The 19,516-nt window shown below is 63.8% G+C and carries 24 protein-coding genes; 18 read left to right on the top strand and 6 right to left on the bottom strand.

Features of this window, described 5'->3' with window-relative positions; translation table 11 throughout:
- Window positions 1-73: 73 nt before the first annotated feature.
- The 5 genes from NA5_RS41160 (at window position 74) to NA5_RS03810 (ending at window position 4,159) form a co-directional block, all read left to right on the top strand.
- Window positions 74-454 carry an ester cyclase gene (locus tag NA5_RS41160; RefSeq protein ID WP_062981937.1) on the top strand — a complete coding sequence of 127 codons (381 nt, stop codon included), beginning with the start codon at window positions 74-76 and terminating at the stop codon, window positions 452-454.
- Window positions 455-599: 145 nt separating this feature from the next.
- Window positions 600-2,852: a serine/threonine-protein kinase gene (locus NA5_RS03825; RefSeq protein WP_084483857.1), complete on the top strand. Its 2,253-nt coding sequence runs from the start codon at window positions 600-602 to the stop codon at window positions 2,850-2,852.
- A gap of 112 nt (window positions 2,853-2,964) precedes the next feature.
- Window positions 2,965-3,240 carry a hypothetical protein gene (locus NA5_RS03820; RefSeq protein ID WP_062981935.1) on the top strand — a complete coding sequence of 92 codons (276 nt, stop codon included), beginning with the start codon at window positions 2,965-2,967 and terminating at the stop codon, window positions 3,238-3,240.
- Window positions 3,240-3,569: a hypothetical protein gene (locus tag NA5_RS03815; protein ID WP_062981932.1), complete on the top strand. Its 330-nt coding sequence runs from the start codon at window positions 3,240-3,242 to the stop codon at window positions 3,567-3,569. Before NA5_RS03820 ends, NA5_RS03815 begins: the two co-directional genes overlap by 1 nt.
- Before the next feature lie 47 nt (window positions 3,570-3,616).
- Entirely contained in the window at window positions 3,617-4,159 is a 543-nt protein-coding gene (locus NA5_RS03810; RefSeq protein WP_245672080.1) for an AAA family ATPase, read from the top strand.
- 84 nt (window positions 4,160-4,243) lie between these two features.
- Here NA5_RS03810 and NA5_RS03805 read toward each other — a convergent pair whose 3' ends face one another.
- The 3 genes from NA5_RS03805 to NA5_RS03795 all read right to left on the bottom strand — a co-directional run bounded on the left by NA5_RS03805 (window position 4,244) and on the right by NA5_RS03795 (window position 5,267).
- Complete coding sequence (locus tag NA5_RS03805; protein WP_062981928.1) at window positions 4,244-4,537, bottom strand: hypothetical protein; 294 nt, start codon at window positions 4,535-4,537, stop codon at window positions 4,244-4,246.
- Entirely contained in the window at window positions 4,537-4,767 is a 231-nt protein-coding gene (locus NA5_RS03800) for a hypothetical protein (RefSeq protein WP_062981927.1), read from the bottom strand. The genes NA5_RS03805 and NA5_RS03800 overlap by 1 nt, the downstream gene beginning before the upstream one ends.
- A 353-nt stretch (window positions 4,768-5,120) precedes the next feature.
- Window positions 5,121-5,267: a hypothetical protein gene (locus NA5_RS03795; RefSeq protein ID WP_245672079.1), complete on the bottom strand. Its 147-nt coding sequence runs from the start codon at window positions 5,265-5,267 to the stop codon at window positions 5,121-5,123.
- Window positions 5,268-5,574: 307 nt separating this feature from the next.
- Here NA5_RS03795 and NA5_RS03790 point away from each other — a divergent pair, with 307 nt between their 5' ends.
- The 6 genes from NA5_RS03790 to NA5_RS03765 all read left to right on the top strand — a co-directional run bounded on the left by NA5_RS03790 (window position 5,575) and on the right by NA5_RS03765 (window position 10,091).
- Complete coding sequence (locus NA5_RS03790; RefSeq protein WP_063813172.1) at window positions 5,575-6,465, top strand: helix-turn-helix domain-containing protein; 891 nt, start codon at window positions 5,575-5,577, stop codon at window positions 6,463-6,465.
- Window positions 6,462-6,668, top strand: a complete 207-nt coding sequence (locus NA5_RS03785) for a DUF397 domain-containing protein (protein ID WP_062981921.1) — start codon at window positions 6,462-6,464, stop codon at window positions 6,666-6,668. The genes NA5_RS03790 and NA5_RS03785 overlap by 4 nt, the downstream gene beginning before the upstream one ends.
- A 187-nt stretch (window positions 6,669-6,855) precedes the next feature.
- Window positions 6,856-7,443, top strand: coding sequence for a DUF3558 domain-containing protein (locus NA5_RS03780; RefSeq protein WP_245672078.1), 588 nt, complete (start codon window positions 6,856-6,858; stop codon window positions 7,441-7,443).
- A 55-nt stretch (window positions 7,444-7,498) separates the two neighbouring features.
- Window positions 7,499-8,020 (top strand): hypothetical protein, encoded by a 522-nt coding sequence (locus NA5_RS03775; protein ID WP_062981917.1) that lies wholly within the window; start codon window positions 7,499-7,501, stop codon window positions 8,018-8,020.
- Window positions 8,017-9,195 (top strand): WXG100 family type VII secretion target, encoded by a 1,179-nt coding sequence (locus tag NA5_RS03770; RefSeq protein WP_062981915.1) that lies wholly within the window; start codon window positions 8,017-8,019, stop codon window positions 9,193-9,195. Before NA5_RS03775 ends, NA5_RS03770 begins: the two co-directional genes overlap by 4 nt.
- Window positions 9,196-9,332: 137 nt before the next feature.
- The gene (locus NA5_RS03765; protein WP_062981914.1) at window positions 9,333-10,091 is read left to right on the top strand and encodes an ESX secretion-associated protein EspG; all 759 of its coding nucleotides are present in this window, start codon (window positions 9,333-9,335) and stop codon (window positions 10,089-10,091) included.
- 58 nt (window positions 10,092-10,149) lie between these two features.
- On the opposite strand, the gene NA5_RS03760 is transcribed toward NA5_RS03765, so the two are convergent.
- Together NA5_RS03760 and NA5_RS03755 are read right to left on the bottom strand one after the other, a co-directional pair.
- Window positions 10,150-12,945 carry an aminotransferase class I/II-fold pyridoxal phosphate-dependent enzyme gene (locus NA5_RS03760; protein ID WP_062981913.1) on the bottom strand — a complete coding sequence of 932 codons (2,796 nt, stop codon included), beginning with the start codon at window positions 12,943-12,945 and terminating at the stop codon, window positions 10,150-10,152.
- A gap of 142 nt (window positions 12,946-13,087) precedes the next feature.
- Entirely contained in the window at window positions 13,088-14,608 is a 1,521-nt protein-coding gene (locus NA5_RS03755) for an FAD-dependent oxidoreductase (protein ID WP_062981912.1), read from the bottom strand.
- 158 nt (window positions 14,609-14,766) lie between these two features.
- Between NA5_RS03755 and mbp1 the strand changes: the two genes are divergently transcribed.
- Window positions 14,767-15,012, top strand: coding sequence for a microaggregate-binding protein 1 (mbp1, locus tag NA5_RS03750; protein WP_062981911.1), 246 nt, complete (start codon window positions 14,767-14,769; stop codon window positions 15,010-15,012).
- 78 nt (window positions 15,013-15,090) lie between these two features.
- Here mbp1 and NA5_RS03745 read toward each other — a convergent pair whose 3' ends face one another.
- Window positions 15,091-15,423, bottom strand: coding sequence for a hypothetical protein (locus NA5_RS03745; RefSeq protein ID WP_062981910.1), 333 nt, complete (start codon window positions 15,421-15,423; stop codon window positions 15,091-15,093).
- 202 nt (window positions 15,424-15,625) lie between these two features.
- Between NA5_RS03745 and NA5_RS03740 the strand changes: the two genes are divergently transcribed.
- From NA5_RS03740 to NA5_RS03715, 6 genes are all read left to right on the top strand, one after another.
- A complete protein-coding gene (locus NA5_RS03740) occupies window positions 15,626-16,126 on the top strand; it encodes a DUF6328 family protein (RefSeq protein WP_245672077.1) in 501 nt (166 codons plus the stop codon).
- Between the two features lie 218 nt (window positions 16,127-16,344).
- A complete protein-coding gene (locus tag NA5_RS03735) occupies window positions 16,345-16,743 on the top strand; it encodes an STAS domain-containing protein (RefSeq protein ID WP_062981908.1) in 399 nt (132 codons plus the stop codon).
- A 44-nt stretch (window positions 16,744-16,787) separates the two neighbouring features.
- Window positions 16,788-17,495 carry a PAS and ANTAR domain-containing protein gene (locus NA5_RS03730; RefSeq protein ID WP_062981906.1) on the top strand — a complete coding sequence of 236 codons (708 nt, stop codon included), beginning with the start codon at window positions 16,788-16,790 and terminating at the stop codon, window positions 17,493-17,495.
- Window positions 17,496-17,610: 115 nt separating this feature from the next.
- Complete coding sequence (locus tag NA5_RS03725) at window positions 17,611-18,042, top strand: ATP-binding protein (protein WP_062982375.1); 432 nt, start codon at window positions 17,611-17,613, stop codon at window positions 18,040-18,042.
- On the top strand, window positions 18,032-18,817 hold the full coding sequence (locus NA5_RS03720) for an RNA polymerase sigma factor SigF (RefSeq protein ID WP_062981904.1): 786 nt from the start codon (window positions 18,032-18,034) through the stop codon (window positions 18,815-18,817). Before NA5_RS03725 ends, NA5_RS03720 begins: the two co-directional genes overlap by 11 nt.
- A gap of 126 nt (window positions 18,818-18,943) precedes the next feature.
- The gene (locus NA5_RS03715; protein ID WP_245672076.1) at window positions 18,944-19,342 is read left to right on the top strand and encodes a hypothetical protein; all 399 of its coding nucleotides are present in this window, start codon (window positions 18,944-18,946) and stop codon (window positions 19,340-19,342) included.
- Window positions 19,343-19,516: the final 174 nt, after the last annotated feature.

Genomic DNA, 19,516 nt, shown 5'->3' with positions numbered 1-19,516 from the left:
CCAACCGGGGATTACTCCCCGTATCGTCGACCTATCAATCGGGGACTACTCCCCGTTTTGTGAGAGGAGAGACGTGACCGACACCAAATCGCCAGCGGCCGTGGTGCAAGCCATCATTGCGGGCCGCAATGGAGACATCGAGACCAGCCTGCGACTCATCGCACCGGAATCGCTCGACCAAGGCGTGCGGGTCACCCGAGAGGACTGGCGGCGCAAGTGGGAGCAGATGCGCGCCGGGTGCCCCGACATGGAAGTGATCACCGAGCACAGCGTGGAGAACGGCGAATGGGTCGCAAACCGATACACCATCCGAGGCACCCATACCGGTGACTTCTTCGGCGCTGCACCTACTGGCAAGCCTTTCGTGACCGGCGGCGTCGACATGGTCCGCGTCGTCGACGGCCTTCTTATCGAGCATTGGGCATACGCCGCGCCGCTTCAGAGCAGAGAATGACCCGACACAGCTGCGGTCCGTATCCGGCCATCACGAGGACCGTCCGTTCCGGAAACGTCCATGGGCTGGCCCAACTCGGGGTTCATATCTGAGATTTCGTGGCCTGACGTCGGCCTCAGCCCGGCGGCAGCGATACGATGATCACATGGCGTCCCCCGCCTCGCCAGGTCCGGAGGCGACGGCCGAATTCGACCGCGCGCCCGGAAATTTGCAGGTCAATCGGGTCGCCGAAGCAGTGGAGCGCTTTGCCGAGGCCTGGCGGACGGCGGCTACACCGCCGAAGCTGGCCGCCTACCTGCCGGAATCCCCCGCGATCCGCCGCGTGTCACTTATCGAATTGATCAAGGTGGACCTGGCCAACCGGTGGCGGTACGGCAAGACGCCGAAACGGCTGGCCGATTACGTCGAGGAACTGCCGGAATTGCGTACTTGGCCGCTGCCACCGGATCTGATCTACGAGGAATTTCACGTCCGCAAGCAGGCGGGTAGCTCGGTCGCGGTCGCCGAGTACACCGCGGCCTACCCCGAGCAGAGCGACCAGCTCTCGGAGATGCTCGCCACCGACGACTACCACAGCACGGCGATGACGGTCCCGATCGAGCCGACGAACCTCGATGACCTCGCCGCCGGACAGAAGATCGACGACTTCGACCTGATGGCCGGTCTCGGACGAGGCACCTTTGCCCGGGTGTTCTTGGCCAGGCAACGGTCGATGCAGCGGTTGGTCGCAGTGAAGATCTCCCGTGACAGCGGCACCGAGCCACAGACGCTGGCTCAGCTCGACCACGACTACATCGTGCGGATCTTCGACCAGCGGGTGCTGGAGCGCAGGAAGTTGCGTCTGCTGTACATGCAGTATGTGCCTGGCGGAACGCTTTTCACTGTGCTCGAGCGCGTCCGCGCTACGCCGCAGGCTCAGCGCAGTGGCGTGATGCTGCTCGAGGTGATCGATCAAGTGCTTGCCGCGAAAGGCGAGATCCGGCCAAGTGAATCGCCACAGCGGGCGGAGCTGGCCGAGTTGTCCTGGCCAGAAACCGTCGCGTGGCTCGGGCGCAGGCTAGCCGAGGCGCTCGATTACGCGGGCAACGCCGGGGTGCTGCACCGCGACGTCAAACCGGCCAATGTTCTGCTCACCGCAGATGGCGTCCCCAAGCTGGCCGACTTCAACATCAGCTTCAGCGGCAACGTCTCCGGCGACAATCCCATCGCCTACTTCGGCGGCTCGCTGGCGTACATGTCACCAGAGCAACTCGCCGCGCTGCATCCGGACCTGCCGATTACGGCCAACGATCTTGATACTCGCAGTGATCTCTACGCCCTGGCCGTCGTGCTGTGGGAATTGCTCACCGGGCGCAAGCCGTTCGACGACGATGTCGTGGCCGACGATGACCGTGCCGCCTTGGCCGGGATGTTGGAGCGTCGACCACGCAGCCCACAGGCGCTGCCGTATTCGGATCTGCCCCGGGATTGCCCGGCGGCATTGCAGCGCGCCCTGGTTCGGGCGCTCAACCCCGAACCGGAAAACCGCTGGGCGCGTGGTGCCGACATGGCCCAGCAGCTAGAAGTCTGCCTCGACGCCCGCGCCCGCAACCTCATCGACCCGCCGCCGACAAGCTGGCGCCTGCGTGCCCGCATGCTGATGCACCCGATCATGGCGCTGGCTATCGCCGTACCGAATGCGCTCGCGCTCATCTACAACCACCGCCACAATCACCTTTTGATCATCGACAACCTCGACGTGCAGGCTCAATATCGCTTCGAGCAGGTGACGTTCGTGGCCTATGGAGTCGGCTTCCTGATTGGCTTCGTCGTCATCAACATCCTGATCGCCAGGCTTTGGTCGGTCGCGCGTGGGCTGCGCAAGGGCCGGTCCTATAACGCGGACACCCTCACCCGAGCCAGGGCCGACACGTTACGGCTGGGCAAACGTACCGTCTTGATCTGCTGTGCGTTGTGGGCGATCACAGGCGTGGTGGTCCCCGTGATAATGGAGGCTACCGGCAACCATATCGCCGTTGAGTCCTACGTTTACTTCTTCATCGCTCAAATCGTGTGCGGCGTCGCAATGGCCTACCCATACTTCCTGGTGACCCTCTACGCTGTGCGGTCGCTGTATCCGATGTTCCTCCCGCACGGCGGACTCGGCGCCCAGGATGCACACCGCCTGCATCGACTCGAGGTACGCAGCACGTACTTCCTGGCCGCCGCCGCAGCGGTGCCGCTGCTGGGTGTCGCGGCCGCGACTTTCATTCCGTCCCAAGACCTTTCCGCCGTCATCGTGACGCTGCGGCTTCTCTGCATCAGCAGTGCGCTGGCTTTCATCGGCGTGTATTGGCTGTTCCGGATACTGGAAAAGGACCTCGCCGCGCTGGAACGCATCGCCGCCCGCGGGGCTTGATCGCACGGAACGCGACGTCAAATCCGTTGTTTTCGCGCGGGCGGAACCCAGCTTGCGTCAAAAAATGAAACTGGGACCGATCGGTCGGTTACTATGCGCGTAGTATGTGGGCATGGGGTTCGAGTGGCCGGACTGGGCGTTCGCGCATCTGATCGGCATCGGCCCCAGGGAGGTACGCCAAGTCCTCGAAGGCGCACGGCGCTGGCCGCGGATCGCCGATGATGGGCACGTGACGGTGTTGTCCGTCTGGGGTCGCACCGGCACCGGGCGGCCGCTGATCGTGGCGACGCGCCAACAGGACCAGTGGACCTGGCTGATCATCGGCGCCCGGGAAATGCGCGCCGACGAACTGAAAATGTTCGAGGAGTGGGAACAGGAGAACGGGTGATGAGCGAGCAGGATTTCCCGTCCACCCCGGACGAAGTGACGGCGTTCATGGATCGGCTGAGGTTCAGTGACGAACCGGTCCCGCCGGAGAAGGCGCCGCCGCCACTCGCCCCCGGCGACGACATAGTGGTGACCAGCTCCATTCGCATGCCACTGGAGCTGCACACCCGGGTCAAGCAGCTCGCCGACAGCCGCGGCATAGGCATGTCGACACTGATCCGGGAATGGATGGAGGCGGCCATCGCCGAACTCGATGGCGACCAGCTCATTTCGCGCGCCGACGCGGTGCGCGCCCTATCACGACTGCATCCGATCCACCGCGCTAGCTGAGCAACCGCGCCCGAAATGAGTAGCGCTCGGCTGCGATTATGGCGGGTATGGGATCCGCTGTTTATTTGATCACCGGTATCCAGGCTGCTGGGAAGTCTACGGTTGCGCAGGCGTTGGCGGAGCGGTTGCCGCGTTCGGCGCATGTGCGTGGGGATGCGTTTCGGCGCTTCATTATCGGTGGACGGGCGGAGATGAGTCCGGAACCATCGACGGAAGCATTGGAGCAACTGCGGTTACGGCATACGCTGGCCGCGCGCACGGCCGATGCGTACGCCGCGGCCGGATTCACCGCGATCATTCAGGATGTCGTGCTCGGGGAGTTCCTGCCCTACACGCTCGAGCGCATCCGGACCCGGCCGCGGTATGTGGTGGTGCTCGCACCGAAACCGGCCGCGGTCGCCGCGCGCGAGGCGGGCCGGGACAAGATCGCCTACGACGGGTTCACCGTCGACAGCCTGGATGAGGTGCTGCGAGCGCAGACCTCGCGCATCGGATTGTGGTTGGACACATCTGATCTCACCGTGGAGCAGACCGTCGACGAGATTCTCCAGCGGGCGCAGCCCGTGGACAACGAAGTCACTGTGCAGTGACTTCGCCTCGACATGGCGATGAGTTCTCAACCCGGCGCAGCGGTCACGGGCGGCCCGTACACGCGCATTCGATTCATTAGGTACTCACAGTGGCTTACCCGTCCGCAGTGCGGCCCAGTAGTCATCTCGAAGCGCGTTCCACAGGTCGTCGTGCTCGGGGAGTAATTCCCGAGCGGCCGCCAGATCGGGATACGGATCGAATATGACGGTCCCGGGTTGGGCTGCCGGAAGCGGCGTGCGCGAGGGCAGGCAATAGGCGGCGAAGGACTCGGAAGTGAATTGCGCACGTAATATGCGGGCCGAGACCCCTGCCAACTGCCACACGGCGAGCTTGCCACCGTTCTGAGTTCGGGTGGTCCGCAATCTATCTCGACGCATCACGCCCCTTCTCGGTCAGCACGCCCGGTGTCGGGGGAATCGACACCCAGCCACTGGGATGGCTTGGCGGGCACCGGCTGATTCGCCCATTCCCGGACCGCGTCCGCGAACCGCTCGACTACATCGGCTGGTGCACCGCTGTAGATGACCGGGGGACCGATGAACGGATTACGTTGCGGCAGTGCTGGATTGCGGTCGGATTGGCGCCGGTTCGGCTTTCTGGCGCTCATCGGCCCGCCTGACCGGTGTTCTCCGCGCTCGGATCGGCATGAAGTTCCACCACGGCACAGACCGGCCACATACGGGATGGGAGGACGATCAGAAGCATTGGGCAGCATCCCTTGGTTATTCCGTATTCGAGATCTATTGTCGGGCAGAGGATCTGGTGCAACTGGGGCAGTCGGCGGGAGAATCGGTGGGGTGCGGATGCCCCGTCTCGATCAGGCGGGTCCAACAGCGGCGCAACATTTCACACGTCCACACCGTGCAGTCGGCGTGCCGGTCGTGGGCGATCTCCCGATGCATCTGTGCCGGTGACATCGCATGGCGCGGAAGCTGGTGCCGGATGGGATCTGTGGCCATATCAGAACCCCAGGTGTGGGACATCGGCCGGGACGAGCCGACCGGCCTCGATGAGCCGCTTCTTCGCCTGCGCCTTGACCGGGCACATCGACGCCTGGCAGTCCAAGTGGCTCTGCATGATCAGATGCGCGTATTCGATTGTCATCACGGGCAATTCGCTATGGTTCGTTACCGGCAGGCCGTTCATGCGGATACTCCGAATGTGGGTGTGGGGGATTGGAATACCGGGCAGCCGCGGCCGAAACTACCTGTGCTACAAACTATTTCGCTCAGGCAGTGGGCGCTTCCCGGCTACCGGGGGTGATGCAAGTACACACCCGGCCTTCGGAAAACGGCATCCCCAATCGCCCGCTTCCGTCGTATTATCGCCAAACTTTCTCCGCGGATACCGCCACGTGAGCGCCACCTGCTGACGGCTTCCAAAAGTCCGGTCACTACATAGTGAGGCTAACGATATGAGCGTTACCGGCAGTACCCTCGCGCGTCGTGCCCTCGGTCGTGAACTGCGCCGATTACGGACAGTCAAGGGCATGTACCAAGCCGAGGCGGCCAGACTGGCCGAAACCTCCCCGCAATCGATCGGCCGCATCGAGGAGGGGCGATCGACCCGGATCACCAGCTTTCAGATCAACGCCCTGTGCGACGCCTACGCGGCCACCGACGACGAACGGCGAATCCTGTTGGGACTGGTGCAGGAAGTGCGAGCCGCGCGGGAACGCGGTGGTGGCTGGTGGCGTTCGTATGCCGATCAGATCACCGGGGACTTCGACCACTATCTGGCTTTGGAGGAGGCTGCCAGTCGCCTGACGGCATGGAAGGTGGCCGTACTTCCGGGTCTGCTCCAGACGCCGGACTACCGCCGTGCGATAGCTTGGATCGAGTCTCCCGAGCTGCCTTCTGAGCTGATAGAGAAGCGTATTGAATGGGCAATACGCAGACAGAGACGCTTGGAGGATCCGGGATTCACTGTCGAGGTATTGCTCTCGGAAGCTGTACTGCGCGAGGAGATGGGCGGTCCAGCAGTGATGAGTGAACAGCTGCGGCATTTGACCGAAGTCGGTGCCCTGCCAAATGTTTCGATACGAGTTGTCCCGTTCAACGCCCGCAACCATCTCGGTGTGCTCGTCGGATCGTGCTCGCTCATGGAGTTTCCACCCCTGCCGCAGTCCAAGCTCACGGAACCGCCGATCGTCTACGTGGAGGAATACACAGGTGACCTCTACCTGGAACGCGAGGCGGAGGTGGCACCTTATCGGACTGCGCTCGCCGAGATCGGACGTGTAGCGTTGGATGAGAGCAAGTCCAGGCGAAAGATCCTGGCTGTGGCGAAGGAGCACAGAGCGTGAGTGTCGATCTGTCCGGGGCGAAGTGGTACAAGAGCAGCCGCAGCAGCTCGACAAAAGACTGCGTGGAAGTTGCTCACCTCCACGGTGGCATGGTCGGGGTACGGGACTCGAAGAACCCCATGGGCCCGGCACTTGTATTCGGTCCCGCCGAGTGGGATGCCTTTACGGCGGGTGTGCAGGGCGGGGAGTTCGAGCAGTCCTGAACGGCGTGCGTATGGGAACTCATTGCGACCCCAGGTGCTTCGGCATCTGGGGTTCTTCCTAATTCAGCGTTCCTCCGGGATCGAAACCGCCAGGAATGCTTTGCGTGCTGGTGAGCTGGCCGGTACGGTCTAGACGAGCTTGCGGGGGCGGGGAAGCCGGTCCGACCCCAGGTCTGGGATGGCACCGGTGCGAGAGGACGAGATGGCCAGCTGGAGCAGTGTGGTCCGGGGTGTGGTTCTCGGTGCGGGGCTGATCATGCTGGTTTCGGCATGCAACTCTGGTGGGGAATCGAAGGGCGGCAACGCAAACAGCACTTCGGTAACGCCGACCGTCGCGGCGGATGTGCCAGCGGGGTTTGATGCCTGTAAGGATCTTCCGCAGTCGATGATTCAGCAGGAGCAGCTGATCAAGCCCGAACCAGACCAAACAGATAGGCCGGGCGGCATCAAGTGGCGCGGCTGCGGCTGGATTCAGTCCGACGGATACGGTGCCACGATCGATACCACGAACATAACCCTGGCGATGGTGCGAGCCAACAAGGACTTTACGGTCGACGAGGAACTCACGGTCGGCGGGCGAGCCGCACTCACGTCCCACGTCAGCGGGCAGGATCCGCACGCGGACTGCGCAATCAACGTCGAGCTGAAAGGCGGCAGCCTTGAGATCAGCATCGATAACCCACCGTCACGCCGGAAGTCTGGGAATCAGCACTCTTGCGAGATCGCGAAGCGCCTCGCGGATCAGATTGTTCCAGCGATACCGGCCACCCTCTAGACTTGAACCACCTCCGGTCGATCCGGCCGGAGACCACTGGGGAGGAAAACGAACTATGAGCGGCGAATCCACGACACCGTCATCGGGGGGGCCATTGGCCAGTGCGATCAAGGACGCCCAGGACGGAAAGCTCACCGTCAGTTTCAGTAACGAAGTGCGTGTCAACGCCGACGAATTCGTCTACATTGAACGCGACTGCCAGGCATTCAAAGATGAGATCTCGCAACTTCAGCGGATCGCGCAAAAGATCTCGCGTCGTGAGCATTGGGGCCTCGGTGAGACGACGGATGGCATGACCTCTGCCAACACGCTGGTGGCTCGTTTCCGTGGTAAAGCCATGATTGTCAATCCAACCACCGACTCGGACAACAACGTCTATGACATTCTCCAGCAGCACTACGAGATCGTCGACAACATCCAAAACCTCCACCGAGCAATCGCCGAAAAATACGTAGAGCAGGATCAAGAATTCGCCGCTCGCTATAACGAGCTGAAGGCGAATGTGGAAGCCAGCCAGATCGGCACCCCAACCCAACTGGGCGTGACAGCGCCCCCGGCTATCGGTGCCTCGAAATGACCGATTCGTATGAGCCATCAAAGATTCCCGGCGGCGGAGAACATGTCGACAGCTGGAACCATTGGCAGATCTACAACGCGTTCACTCCGCTGAACACAACCGAGGCGCACAACGGCTCCAGCGAGTATGCGCAGATCGCCACCCGCTGGGCTTCGGCCGCAGAACTTTTCGCCAACCGGATCAACCATTCGAGCTCCGCAGCCTGGGACGGCGCTGCCGCCAATAGTTCCCGGGACGCGATCAGCAAATACGCCAAGGCCGCATTGGACTTGACGACACCCCTGCAGAACCTCGCCGATCGAGTTTCAGCAGCGGCCAAGGGCGTCAACGACACCCAGAACGCAGTGGATAAACCGCCGAACGGCGGATCCTGGTACAACCCGAAGAGCTGGAACCTGGGTATCTACCACGGCCCCAATTCCGCTGCGGTGCGCAACGATTGCGAGAGCGCCGCACGAGAAGCCATGCGCAATCATTACGTCGATACATTCGTTTCAGCGGATAAGCAGATTCCGGTGCTTCCGGTGCCGAACAGCCCAACCGATCCGTTGTACAAGGCACCCGAAATCAAGAACGACGGCTACACCCCGGGGACAACTGGAAACGGTGACGGTAACCCGACGTCCGGGACCGGCAACCAGGGCAACGGCGGCGACCAGAAGGAAGATTCGCAGCCCGCCACCGATCAGACGAACAATTCGCAGGATCCGTCGTCGACAACTCCCACGAGTACCAATTCGTCATCGCAGACTCCGTCGAATACGTCCGCTACCCAACCGAGTTCGGTGACCCCCACAACGAGCACTTCGACAACGCCGAGCAGCTACCCGGGCGGCACGGGCAGTGGACTGGATAGCACGGGCAGCGGGCTGGGTGGCACCTCCGGCACCACCACGGGCAAGCCCGGCAGTAGCGTGCCCGGTACACCGACCGCCACCGGCACAACAGCCAACGCGGTACGTGCGGCGACCACGAGCACCGGCACCACGGGCATGGGAATGGGTGGAATGGGCGCTGGCCGTGGCCAATCCAAGGGCGAGGACGAGTCCCATCAGCTCCCCGAGTGGCTTCGGAACATGGAGAACACCGAAGAGTTGCTCGGCCCCGCCCCGAAAACTGTTCCCGGTGGCGTGATCGGCGGCGACCACGCCGAACCCGGACCGACACCGAGTTGATCCCCTGGCCGCCGGGCGAAACCGGCGGCTGAAGTACCTGTTACCTGAATTTCATTGGCCCGCTGCCTATCTCAGGGTGCACACACCGGCCCGAGAACGCTGCCGGGCCGTCGCATGTTGCTGATTGGAAGACCACGATGGCCGAATGGAGTTGGGAACCGGACGATTTCGCGGCCCTGTGGTACAGCGATGCGAACGACCGATTCCCGCATCCGCTGCGCTATGTCAGCCGTTTGGCCACCAACGATGAGGTCGCCGCGCATCGAGCCGCCGTGCGCGCCCGCTACGACAGCGAGGAAACCGAGCAGATCAACCTCGCCATGCACACCCTCACCACCTCCGAGCTGCGCATCGAAATCGCCGGTGATTCAACGGTTCTCGGCAAGGGCGAATCCCGTGAGTACCGCGTCCTCGGCGCCCGGACCCCCTTTCACGCGGTGATGCTCACCCAGACCGCCGCTGGCGGTGTCGACAGCCCTATCCGCTGTCGGCTGTTCCGCACCGAACAGCTGGCGGCACGCTTGGCCGCCATCCTGCCCTCGGTTCCTCCGGGCAGCGCCAAACCGGACACCTTCCACATCGCGGACCTGCGTTCCGGCAATAACGGCCACGGCCATGGTCGCAACAGTCCGCTGGAACGGTTCGATCGTCTGACTCAGCACCGCTCCGGCGCGGGTGTCGCGGGCCTGCTCGCCGGGTACCTGCACAGCCGCCCCGCGCCCTGGTATGCCATCGGATGGTTCGATGCCGAAGGCGACGGCCGATACATCCAGCAGCAAACCCGCGAGCACATCACCATCCGCCCCGCCACCACCGGCGATCTGACCAATTACTTCGAATCCTGGATCGACCTGGCCCTGAAACGACTTCGCGGCGACGAACCCGACGACTGGTGATCCGATCCTCGCCATCCAGGGCGACCAGCTGATCTCACGCGCCGATGCCCTGCGCGCCCTATCGCGACCGCATCCGATCCAGCGCCCGATCTGGCTGCGGCGCACCGTCGAACGCCGTGGCGATCGCGTGCCGAGCTGTGGCCAGCCGCGCGAGTGCGGCCTCGGTGAAGACCGACAAACCGAGTTCGGGGTTGTATCCGTGGATTTCCTTGACGTCGAGCTCGGCCAGGAAATACAGGATCTCCCTCGAGATCACCTGCCCCGGGACCAGCACCGGAAAGCCGGGCGGATACGGGACCACGAAAGTGGTCGACACCAGGGTCTTGCCTTTGGCGAGCCGTCGCCCGGCGTCGCCGAGCAGGATGTGTTCGCGGTCGGACTCCTCATATCCGGCGTAGAAGGCCGATCGCATGTCACCGAACGAGCTGGCGCCGTTGGGACGAAATACGCTGTCGAACTCGCTGAAGTCGGGCAGCGCGGGCAGCTCCCTGGTGATCTCCTCGACGCGGCGCTGTTGCAGGGCGCGATCGGCCTTTCCGGCCGCGCGCTGGCTGTGCTCGAGGTCGGTGGCCACCCGGCGCAGCACGTCGAGCAGGTAGTGCACGCTCGACCAGGTGACGCCGATCGTGAAGATCAAAAGCACACTGTTGATCGAGGTCTTGTTGATCTGGATACCGAACCGGTCCATCAGGACCTTCTCCCGGAACTCGAACCCGTTCATGCCGGTCTTACCGATGAACAGGGTGACCCGCGTCGGATCGAGCACGAATTGGTCGGCCCGCCACGCCTCGTTCCACTCCGCCAAACCACCTTGTCTGACCTGTCGGTACGAGCTGACTTCGGAGGACCGGAACTCGTCGGGCACCAGGTCGTCCTCGTCGAGAATGCGGAACCACTTGCCGATCAGCCGGTCCTTCCGGACGCGGTGACGAAAGACCAGCGCCATGTCGTATACGTGCCGGACCAGCTGGAAGCCTTCGATGTCGACCTGCCGACGCGCCAGGTCCAACGACGCCAGCAGTTGTTGGTTCGGCGAGGTCGAAGTGTGGGTCAAGAACGCCTCACCAAACGCCTCTCGGGCGAGAGCTTTGAAATCCTGGTCGCGAACGTGGATCATCGACGCCTGCCGAAGCGCTGACAGCGACTTGTGCGTGGAATGCGTCGCATACACGCGTACCCGTGCGCGCTCGGGGTCGGGAAGCAGCCGGTGGTTGCTCCATTCGGCGCGCTCGACGCCCTGCATCGATGCACGCCATGTGCGGTATTCCTCGGCGTACCCGGGCGAGGACAACATCGATTCGAGTTGTTCGGCGGAAACCATCGCGGTGCGTTGCCGGGCCCAGGGCACCGCGGTCGCGAACGCGTACCACGCCTCGTCCCATAGGAAGCAGATGTCCGGCTTGATCGCCAGGACCTCCTCCATCACACGACGGGGGTTGTAAACGATGCCGTCGAAGGTGCAGTTGGTGAGCAGCAGCATGCGAACTCGGTCCAGTTGTCCGGCTGCCTCGAGGTCGAGCAGCGCCTTCTTGATGGTGTGCAGGGACACGGCTCCGTAGATCGCGAACGGTTCGAGCGGGTAGGCGTCCAGGTATCTCGGGTACGCCCCGGCGAGCACCAGGCCGTAGTGGTGCGACTTATGGCAATTGCGGTCGATCAGAACGATGTCGCCCGGCCGGGTCAGCGCCTGGACCACGATCTTGTTCGCGGTTGACGTGCCGTTGGTGACGAAGTACGTCTGATCGGCACACCATGTCCTGGCGGCTTTGTCCATCGCCAGCCGGATCGTGCCGTGTGGATCCAGCAGCGAATCCAGCCCGCCGGAGGTGGATGACGTTTCGGCCATGAAGATGTTGCGGCCGTAGAATTCGCCCATATCCTGCAGCGATTTGGAGTTGAAGATGCTGGCGCCACGCGCGACCGGCAGGGCGTGGAATTGGCCGACCGGCGCGGCCGCATAGGCACGCAGGGCCCCGAAAAACGGTGTCGCGAACCGGCTCCGGAACCCGGCGAGCAGTGTGCTGTACAGGTCGGTGACATCGTTGAGCCGATAGAACGTGCGGTCGTAGACGTTGGACTCGTCTTCGGTCTCCGCGGCGATCGATTCGTCGGTCAGCAGATACAGATCGAGATGCGGCCGCAGCTGCCTGATCCACTCGCCACATTCGACCCAGCTCTGAGTGCGATCGGTCACGACCACGTCGTCGTTGACGCCGAGCAATGTGGTCATCAACGGCACCCTGTCGCGGGAACGAAGCGGCAGGTCGTGTCGGATGATCGCCGCCTGGATCTCGCCGTTCAACGCGACGGCGGTGATGGCGTCTTCGATGCTGGACACGACAAGCAGCTCGAACCGCACATCCTCGGACGGGTCGCGAAGTGCCCGCAGACTCTCCGCCAGGCTCTCGGGTGCTTCGGGCGGGGAATCGTCACCGAGTAGGACGGTGAAGAATTGCTGCTGTTTGGCCCGCGCCACGAGTTCCTGATCGGCCAGCGGCGCGGAGGTGTCGAACACGGCGGTACCGTCGCCGTACTCGGAGAGCAGGCGCACCGCCAGCGACACCTCCTCGGTGAGCCGCACCGTCGCGAGTTCGTCGAGATATCCGCGAAACGCCGCCAGTCGCGCCGCGCCCGGGTACAGCCAGTACCGCTCGTAGGCGCCGAGACGATCGAGGAGACGCCGCACCCGGGCGGCTTCGTGGGTGGTGTCGAGCCCGGCGCGGTTGACATCGGCGAGCCGACGGCACGCGTCGTCGAGCAGATTCCACGTGTCCATTCGCGAGTACGACGGGTTCGCTACCGCCGCCAACGCGGACACAGAAAGCCCTTTCGGGCGCTCGCCGTTTCGGTGCATGTCGTCGGTTTCCGCCCCTCGATCGGTGGGCGAAGTGATCTATCGAAAGGTCACCTTGGAACATTCATCCGTACAAATATTGTCCCCCGCCGTCGATCGAATTCCTACCCGGTGTCAGGCCGCCGTGCTCTGTGAGAAGCGATCAGGCTGGCGGTACATGTCCGGGGAACGGGCCGGAGATCGGCGTCAGGGAGCTGGTGGCCGGGCCCTCGAGCAGGGTGCCGTCGGCGTCGAATCGGGAGCCGTGCAGCGGGCAGTCCCACGACTGCTCCGCGTCGTTCCAGCGCACGATGCCACCCAGATGCGGGCAGACCGCGGAGACCTCGGTGGTGGCGCCGTCGATGGTGCATACGGCTGTCGGTCGCAGCCAATGGCGTTCCACGCGGCCGCACCCCTCGGCGGGCACTTCACCGAGGCCGGTGCCGAACATGCGCAGCCAGCCGAAAGAAAGTTGTTGGGCCACAGCGCTATTGACAAATACCGCGGCGGGTAGTGATTTGAGTTCGCTGGGGCGCCAGCTGGCGAGAGTATCGGCCCACTGCGGCGGTTTGCCGCTGATCCGGCCCGCCAGCGCCAAGGCCGCGGCGACACCGTTGGTCAAACCCCATTTGGCGTAGCCGGTGGCGAGCAGGATGTGATTCTGCCCGGGCAGCAGCGGACCCACGTACGGCAGTTCGTCGACCGGGCGATAGTCCTGCGCGGACCAACTCTGCAGCGGTTCGGCGGTGGGGAAGCAGCGCCGTGTCCAAGCGATCAACTCGTCGACCCGGCGGCTGGCCGTATTCGTGCGGCCGACCACATGGCCATTGCCGCCGACCAGCAGCAGATCCGCGCCATCGGGTCCAGGGGTATACCGAAGCGACCGCGTCGGCTCGCCCGCGCTGATGAACATTTCACGCGGAATCGGCTCGGCGACCCGGAAGGCGCTCAGATAGGAGCGCTCGGCGGTGAGCCGGGCGAAGAAGCCACCGCGGTCGAGGATCGGTGTGCCGGTGGCCAGGATGATCGTGCGCGCGACCAGATCGCCGTGCTCGGTTTCGATGACCAACCGGTCGTGCTCGCCGCTGTGCACGCCCTTGGCGCGGGTGGATTCGAAGATCGGCGCGCCGCGCGATTCGATATCGGCGGCCAAGCTGGCCAGCAGTGCCATCGGATCGAGCTGGGCTTGGTCGTCGAGCCGGACCGCACCGTGTGCCGGGAACGGCACATCGAGCTCCTCGACGAGCGTCGTGTCCAGTCCGGCGGCCCGTGTCGCCTCGTATTCCTTTCGCACAGCGGACATTTCGGCCCGGGACTGGGCGTAGGTGAGCGCCGGGACGCGCTGTACGGGCACCGAATGCTCCGCACAGTAGTGCAACAGCCACTGCTGTCCTTCGCGATTGGCCGCGACATAGTCGGTCACCGCTCGATCACCGTGGCGAGCGCGGATCCGTTGCGCTCGAACGCCTTGCAGCAGACTGATCTTCGCGGTACTGGCACCGGTGGTGCCCGCTCCGACTCGCTTACTCTCGACAACCGCCACCTCGACGCCGCTCTCGGCCAGCAGCAGGGCGGTCACCAGGCCGGTGAGCCCGGCTCCGATCACGACGGTGTCGAACCGCAGTCCCGGCGTGAGCCGCAATCGGGCGGGCACCTCGGCATCGTTCAACCACAGGGACCTCATGTTCCGGCGATAACCGCTGCCACACCGCCGAAACATCCCGATATGCGGCCAGAATTTCGGCGATCCAGGATGAAAAATGCGGAGTTCTGATTCAACGGGGAGATCCCGGGTATGCGGCGAATGTCCACCTGAAAACCGATATTTCGGAGGTAGATATCGTGGCCGAGCACAAGAGTGGTCCCCGCGAAGGTGTCGAAGGCGTCGTCGAAGACGCCAAGGGCAAGGTCAAGGAGGCCGCTGGCGCAGTCTTCGGAAACGACGACCTGCGGGATGAAGGTAAGGCCCAGCAGGATAAGGCGGAATCACAGCGTGAAGCGGCCCGCAAGGAAGCGGCCGCCGAGAAGGAACGCGCCGGAGCCAAGGTCGACGAACAACGCCAGCGCGCTCACCAGCAAGGGCAGTGATTCTCGATAGCCGCTGCACCTGACATGTAATGGGTTGTCGGACAATATGTCCGGCAACCCATTACTTTGCCACCAGAATTACTTCGGCACCAGAATGCCGGTCAGGTCGGCTTTGCGGATAGGGGTGTCCGGATTGGCCTGCGCCCTGCACATCAATTCGATGGCGGCGATCGAGGCGTCGACGGTCTGGTCATTGGTGGCCGGTGCATTGCCGTTGCGTTCCTGCTCGAGGAATTTGGTCACCGTGATGCGCTGTTTGTCCTTGTCCTGCGCGACGAATTCGTTACATGGCGTGTCACCGCCCTTGTTCACCGCCTTCTGGGCCTCTTCGCAGCCGCTCGCCAGGACTGCCAGCGCGGCGGCCGCGGCCACCACAGCGATGCGACCTCGGCCGTTTCCGGTGATTCTCATGATGGATCGCTCCTCCTCGAAACGATGCCGCCGATCGCCTCGGCGTCAGCCTCGACATACCCGCGCGTCGCACACCGAATCAGCGGACACCGCTCAGCGGTTCGCGGGGTGTATGCCGCCGCGGCGCGGGTACGCCGCCAACAAAGGTCGCGACAGCCAGGCGCGGCCATGGTGACGATTTCGAAAGGCGATGAGCCCAGCCGTGACCATCGATGATCAGGAATGGGATCGCAATGCCAGACATGAGACCGAAACTCAACGGCTGGACCGCAATTGGGCCTCTCTGGTGCAGGAACTGCGGGTCGTGCAGACCGGTGTGCAGTTCTTGATCAGCGCGCTGCTGATCCTCCCGTTCCAGGCCGGATTCACCACCCTGTCGCAGCCGATGCGGCTGCTGTATCTGGGCACGGTCTGCACGGCGATGGGGGCGACGGTTTTCCTGGTCGCGCCGGTGTCGTGGCATCGGATTCTGTTCCGGCAACATCGGTTGGGCAATGTGGTGTCCGCGGCGCATCGCTGCGCGATGGCCGGGATCGCGCTGCTCGGCCTCGCGCTGACCGGTGCGACGATTCTGGTGATGGCTACGGTCGCTGGCACCATCGCCGGTGCGGTGGCGGGTGTGCTGGTCGCGCTGCTTTTCGCGGGGGCCTGGGTGGTGGCGCCATGGCGCTGGCGCAACGGTCGCGCCGGATCAGGCGGTTGAATCGGACCGAGGCGACGTGCCAGACTAAGACAGGTTGAGACTACAGCCGACCCTGAGTCCGACGCGGTAAACCGCGCAGGACTCGGCCAGCGGGAGCGCGTAGCGACACCTGACCCAACGTGGCGACAAACCGATGCGTCCTACTACCGCCGATACCGCCGCCCTCCCGCCGATCCGATCCTGCCCCGCAGGGCCGGAATCCCCTCTGGGAGGTTTACATGTCTGCCGTTCTTCAGCACCGATCAAACGGGCAGCACCCCGCCGGTGAACGACCACGCAACCGGTTCTGGGCGCAACGCGTCGATCGCCGTAAACAATGTGTGGTGGTGCGCGCCGAAGGAGAACTCGATGCGGCCGCACTCCCGGAGTTCCGCGCGATGCTCGAATACGCCGTCACGACCCGGTGTCATGCGGTTGTCCTCGATCTGCGCGCCACCAAGTTCCTGAGCATTCGGGTCGCGGCCGCCATCGGAGCGATCACCCAGCGGGCCGCGCACGGCGGTCCCGCTGTGCGGATCGTCGCGGGTCGCCGGGAGATAGAGCGGGTGCTCGCCGTCACCGGAGTACGCGCGGTCTGCTCTGATTTCCCGACCATGCGTGCCGCACTGGACACATAATGAGGCCTTAAGTCCCTGGTCGAGCCGATATCCCGGCGCCGAGCATGATCACACTCCATACTTGCGCTGTGACGGAGAGTGGATCGGTTTCGCCCGAGCAGGCGATCGCTTTGGGCCGGGTCATCGGCATGGGTAAGGCGCAGAGCGTCGGTACCTTCAACTTCTGGTTCGCCGACCAGCGGTGGGAGTGGTCCGACGAAGTAGCGCGCTTGCACGGATACGAGCCGGGGACGGTGACACCGACCACCGAACTGCTGTTGTCGCATAAGCATCCCGATGATCGGGCGCAGGTCGCCGACACCCTGGCCAAGTCCATCGAAAACGCGCAGCCGTTCTCCAGTCGGCACCGGATCACCGATACGACCGGTCAGGTGCACCACGTCATCGTGGTAGCCGATCAGATGCTCGACGAGTCGGAAACCGTGATCGGCACGTCGGGGTACTACATCGATGTCACCGACGCGCTCGAGGAGCGCCAGCAAGAGACCCTCGACGACGCACTGCCCGAACTGTATGCGGCGCGCGCGGTGATCGAGCAGGCCAAGGGCGCGTTGATGCTGGTCTACGGCATCAACGCCGAACAGGCGTTCCGGGTGTTGAGCTGGCGCTCGCAGGAGACCAATACCAAACTGCGGGCACTGGCCGCCAGCTTGATCGCCGATCTCGGCACGCTGACCGATTCGATGGCGGAATTGCGCACGCGATTCGATCATCTGCTGTTGACTGCGCATGAACGGATCGAGGCCGACTGAGTCGAATCCACACCGGTCGCAATGTTTCGATGGCGACCGGCCGGGTAAGTCGCGAATGGCCCCCGACTCGAAGGCAGGTTCTGGTCGGCTCGGAGGAAAAGAGGTGGTGATGGGCATGGGGGAGTGGAGTTCCCAGTCCGCGGCGGAGAAGACGACGACGATAGGGGTTCGTATCCCCGCGGAGTTGGAGCAGCTGACCATGCTGCGCGCGCTCGCCGAAACAGTCGCGCTCATCGCGGATTTCGCGATCGATGAGGTTGTCGACATCCGGCTGGCGCTCGATGAAGTGGCCACCTCCTTGATCCTGGAGGCAACGCCGGGCTCCAACTTGGATTGTGATTTCACCTACAACGATCACGAGATGTTCGTGCGCGTCGCCGCGGTCGCGGTGTCGGAAAAGGTGGTCGGTCAGGCCGGATTCGGCTGGCATATCGTCCGCACGCTGACCCAGTCGATCTCAGCGGCACAGGAGCCGTTCGACAACACGGTCTCCGGATACCCGACCGTCGTCGACTTCAGCTGGGCGCGGAGTAGTGATGGCGGCTGATTCGAGAGCGCACCGCGACAGTTACGACAATATCGAACCGCTCTTCGAAAAGATCGCCGCCATCGACCCGGCCGATCACCGTCGAGAACTGTTGCGCGAGGAGCTGATCGGCCGGTGCCTACCGCTGGCCGAACACATCGCACGCAAATTCTCCGGGCGCGGGGAGAACTTCGACGATCTGCTGCAGGTGGCCCGCTTGGGTCTGGTGCAGGCCGTGGATCGTTTCGATGTGTCGCGTGGTTCCTCGTTTCTATCGTTCGCGGTGCCGACGATCATGGGGGAGGTGCGCAGGCACTTTCGGGACAACACCTGGGCGGTTCGGGTGCCACGGCGCACGAAGGAGATCCAGCTCAGCATCGGTCCGACCATCGAGGGGTTATCGCAGCGGCTCGGCCGGTTGCCAAGGGCCCGCGAGATCGCCGCGGAGTTGGATGTGGACCTGGTCGAGGTGACCCAGGCGCTCATCGCGGGCAACGCCTATCAGTCGAGTTCGATCGACGCGGTGGCCGGTGACGACATCGAGAACGCGCCGCAACCGCTGCTGGACAGCCTCGGCGAGGAAGAGACGAGCTACCAGTATGTGGAGGACTATCTGGCGGTCCGGCCGCTGATCGAGGAACTACCCGACCGGGAACGCGAGGTGCTGGTCATGCGCTTTTTCGAGTCCATGACCCAGTCCCAGATCGCCGAACAGCTCGGGGTTTCGCAGATGCATGTCTCCCGCATACTGTCCAGAACGCTCGGCAAGTTGCGCGACGCCGCGCTACGCGACTGACTGACGAGGGAAATGCATTGTGGCGCAATGTGTTTCATAGTGACCGGATCCACTGTTTGCCCGGCGCTTGGTGCGGGTACGCGAAGAAGAACCGGACTATTGATGCCGACGCGCAAGGAGGTCGTCATGAACGATCAGCGACGACCGGCCACCCGAGATCCGTACGCCGGACCGGGGGCTTCGAGGTCGCTGAAGAAACCGCCGGAATCAGTCGTTCGCGGCGAGGGCCCGCAGCAGCCCGGCCGCTTCCTCGTCACCCGCAGTCATGATGTGATCCGGCGGTGGGCCGAGCAGCGCGGCGCGCGTCCGGCCACCATGCCGGGCAGTGAATACGACGGTCGCCTCGGCGTACTGCGGTTCGACTTCCCCGGGTACGGCGGCGCGGTGCTGCGCGCCGTGGGCTGGGACGAATGGTTCGCCACCTTCGATGCGCGCCGACTGACGTTCCGCTATCAGGAGCGACGAGCCGACGGCGGGCCGAGCAACTTCAACCGGCTGGAACAGTCCCATCGGGACGAATGGTGACACTGGCGGAAATGTGCCGCATGTCACGTGCAATTTGCACAATTCAGGTCTTCATGCGCAGGGTGGAGGTAGCCGGACGCTAACCGACTGCCCGTGACCTGCCGTTTACCGGTTGGTCGAGCCGGGTACTCAACGAGTTGGCAAAGGTGCTCGAAGGCGGACTGTCGCGTCGGT

The sequence above is a fragment of the Nocardia anaemiae NBRC 100462 genome, from assembly GCF_001612725.1.
Classification (GTDB): domain Bacteria; phylum Actinomycetota; class Actinomycetes; order Mycobacteriales; family Mycobacteriaceae; genus Nocardia; species Nocardia anaemiae.
Note: the sequence above shows the minus strand (reverse complement) of the source record. Positions and strands in the feature narration are given on the sequence as shown.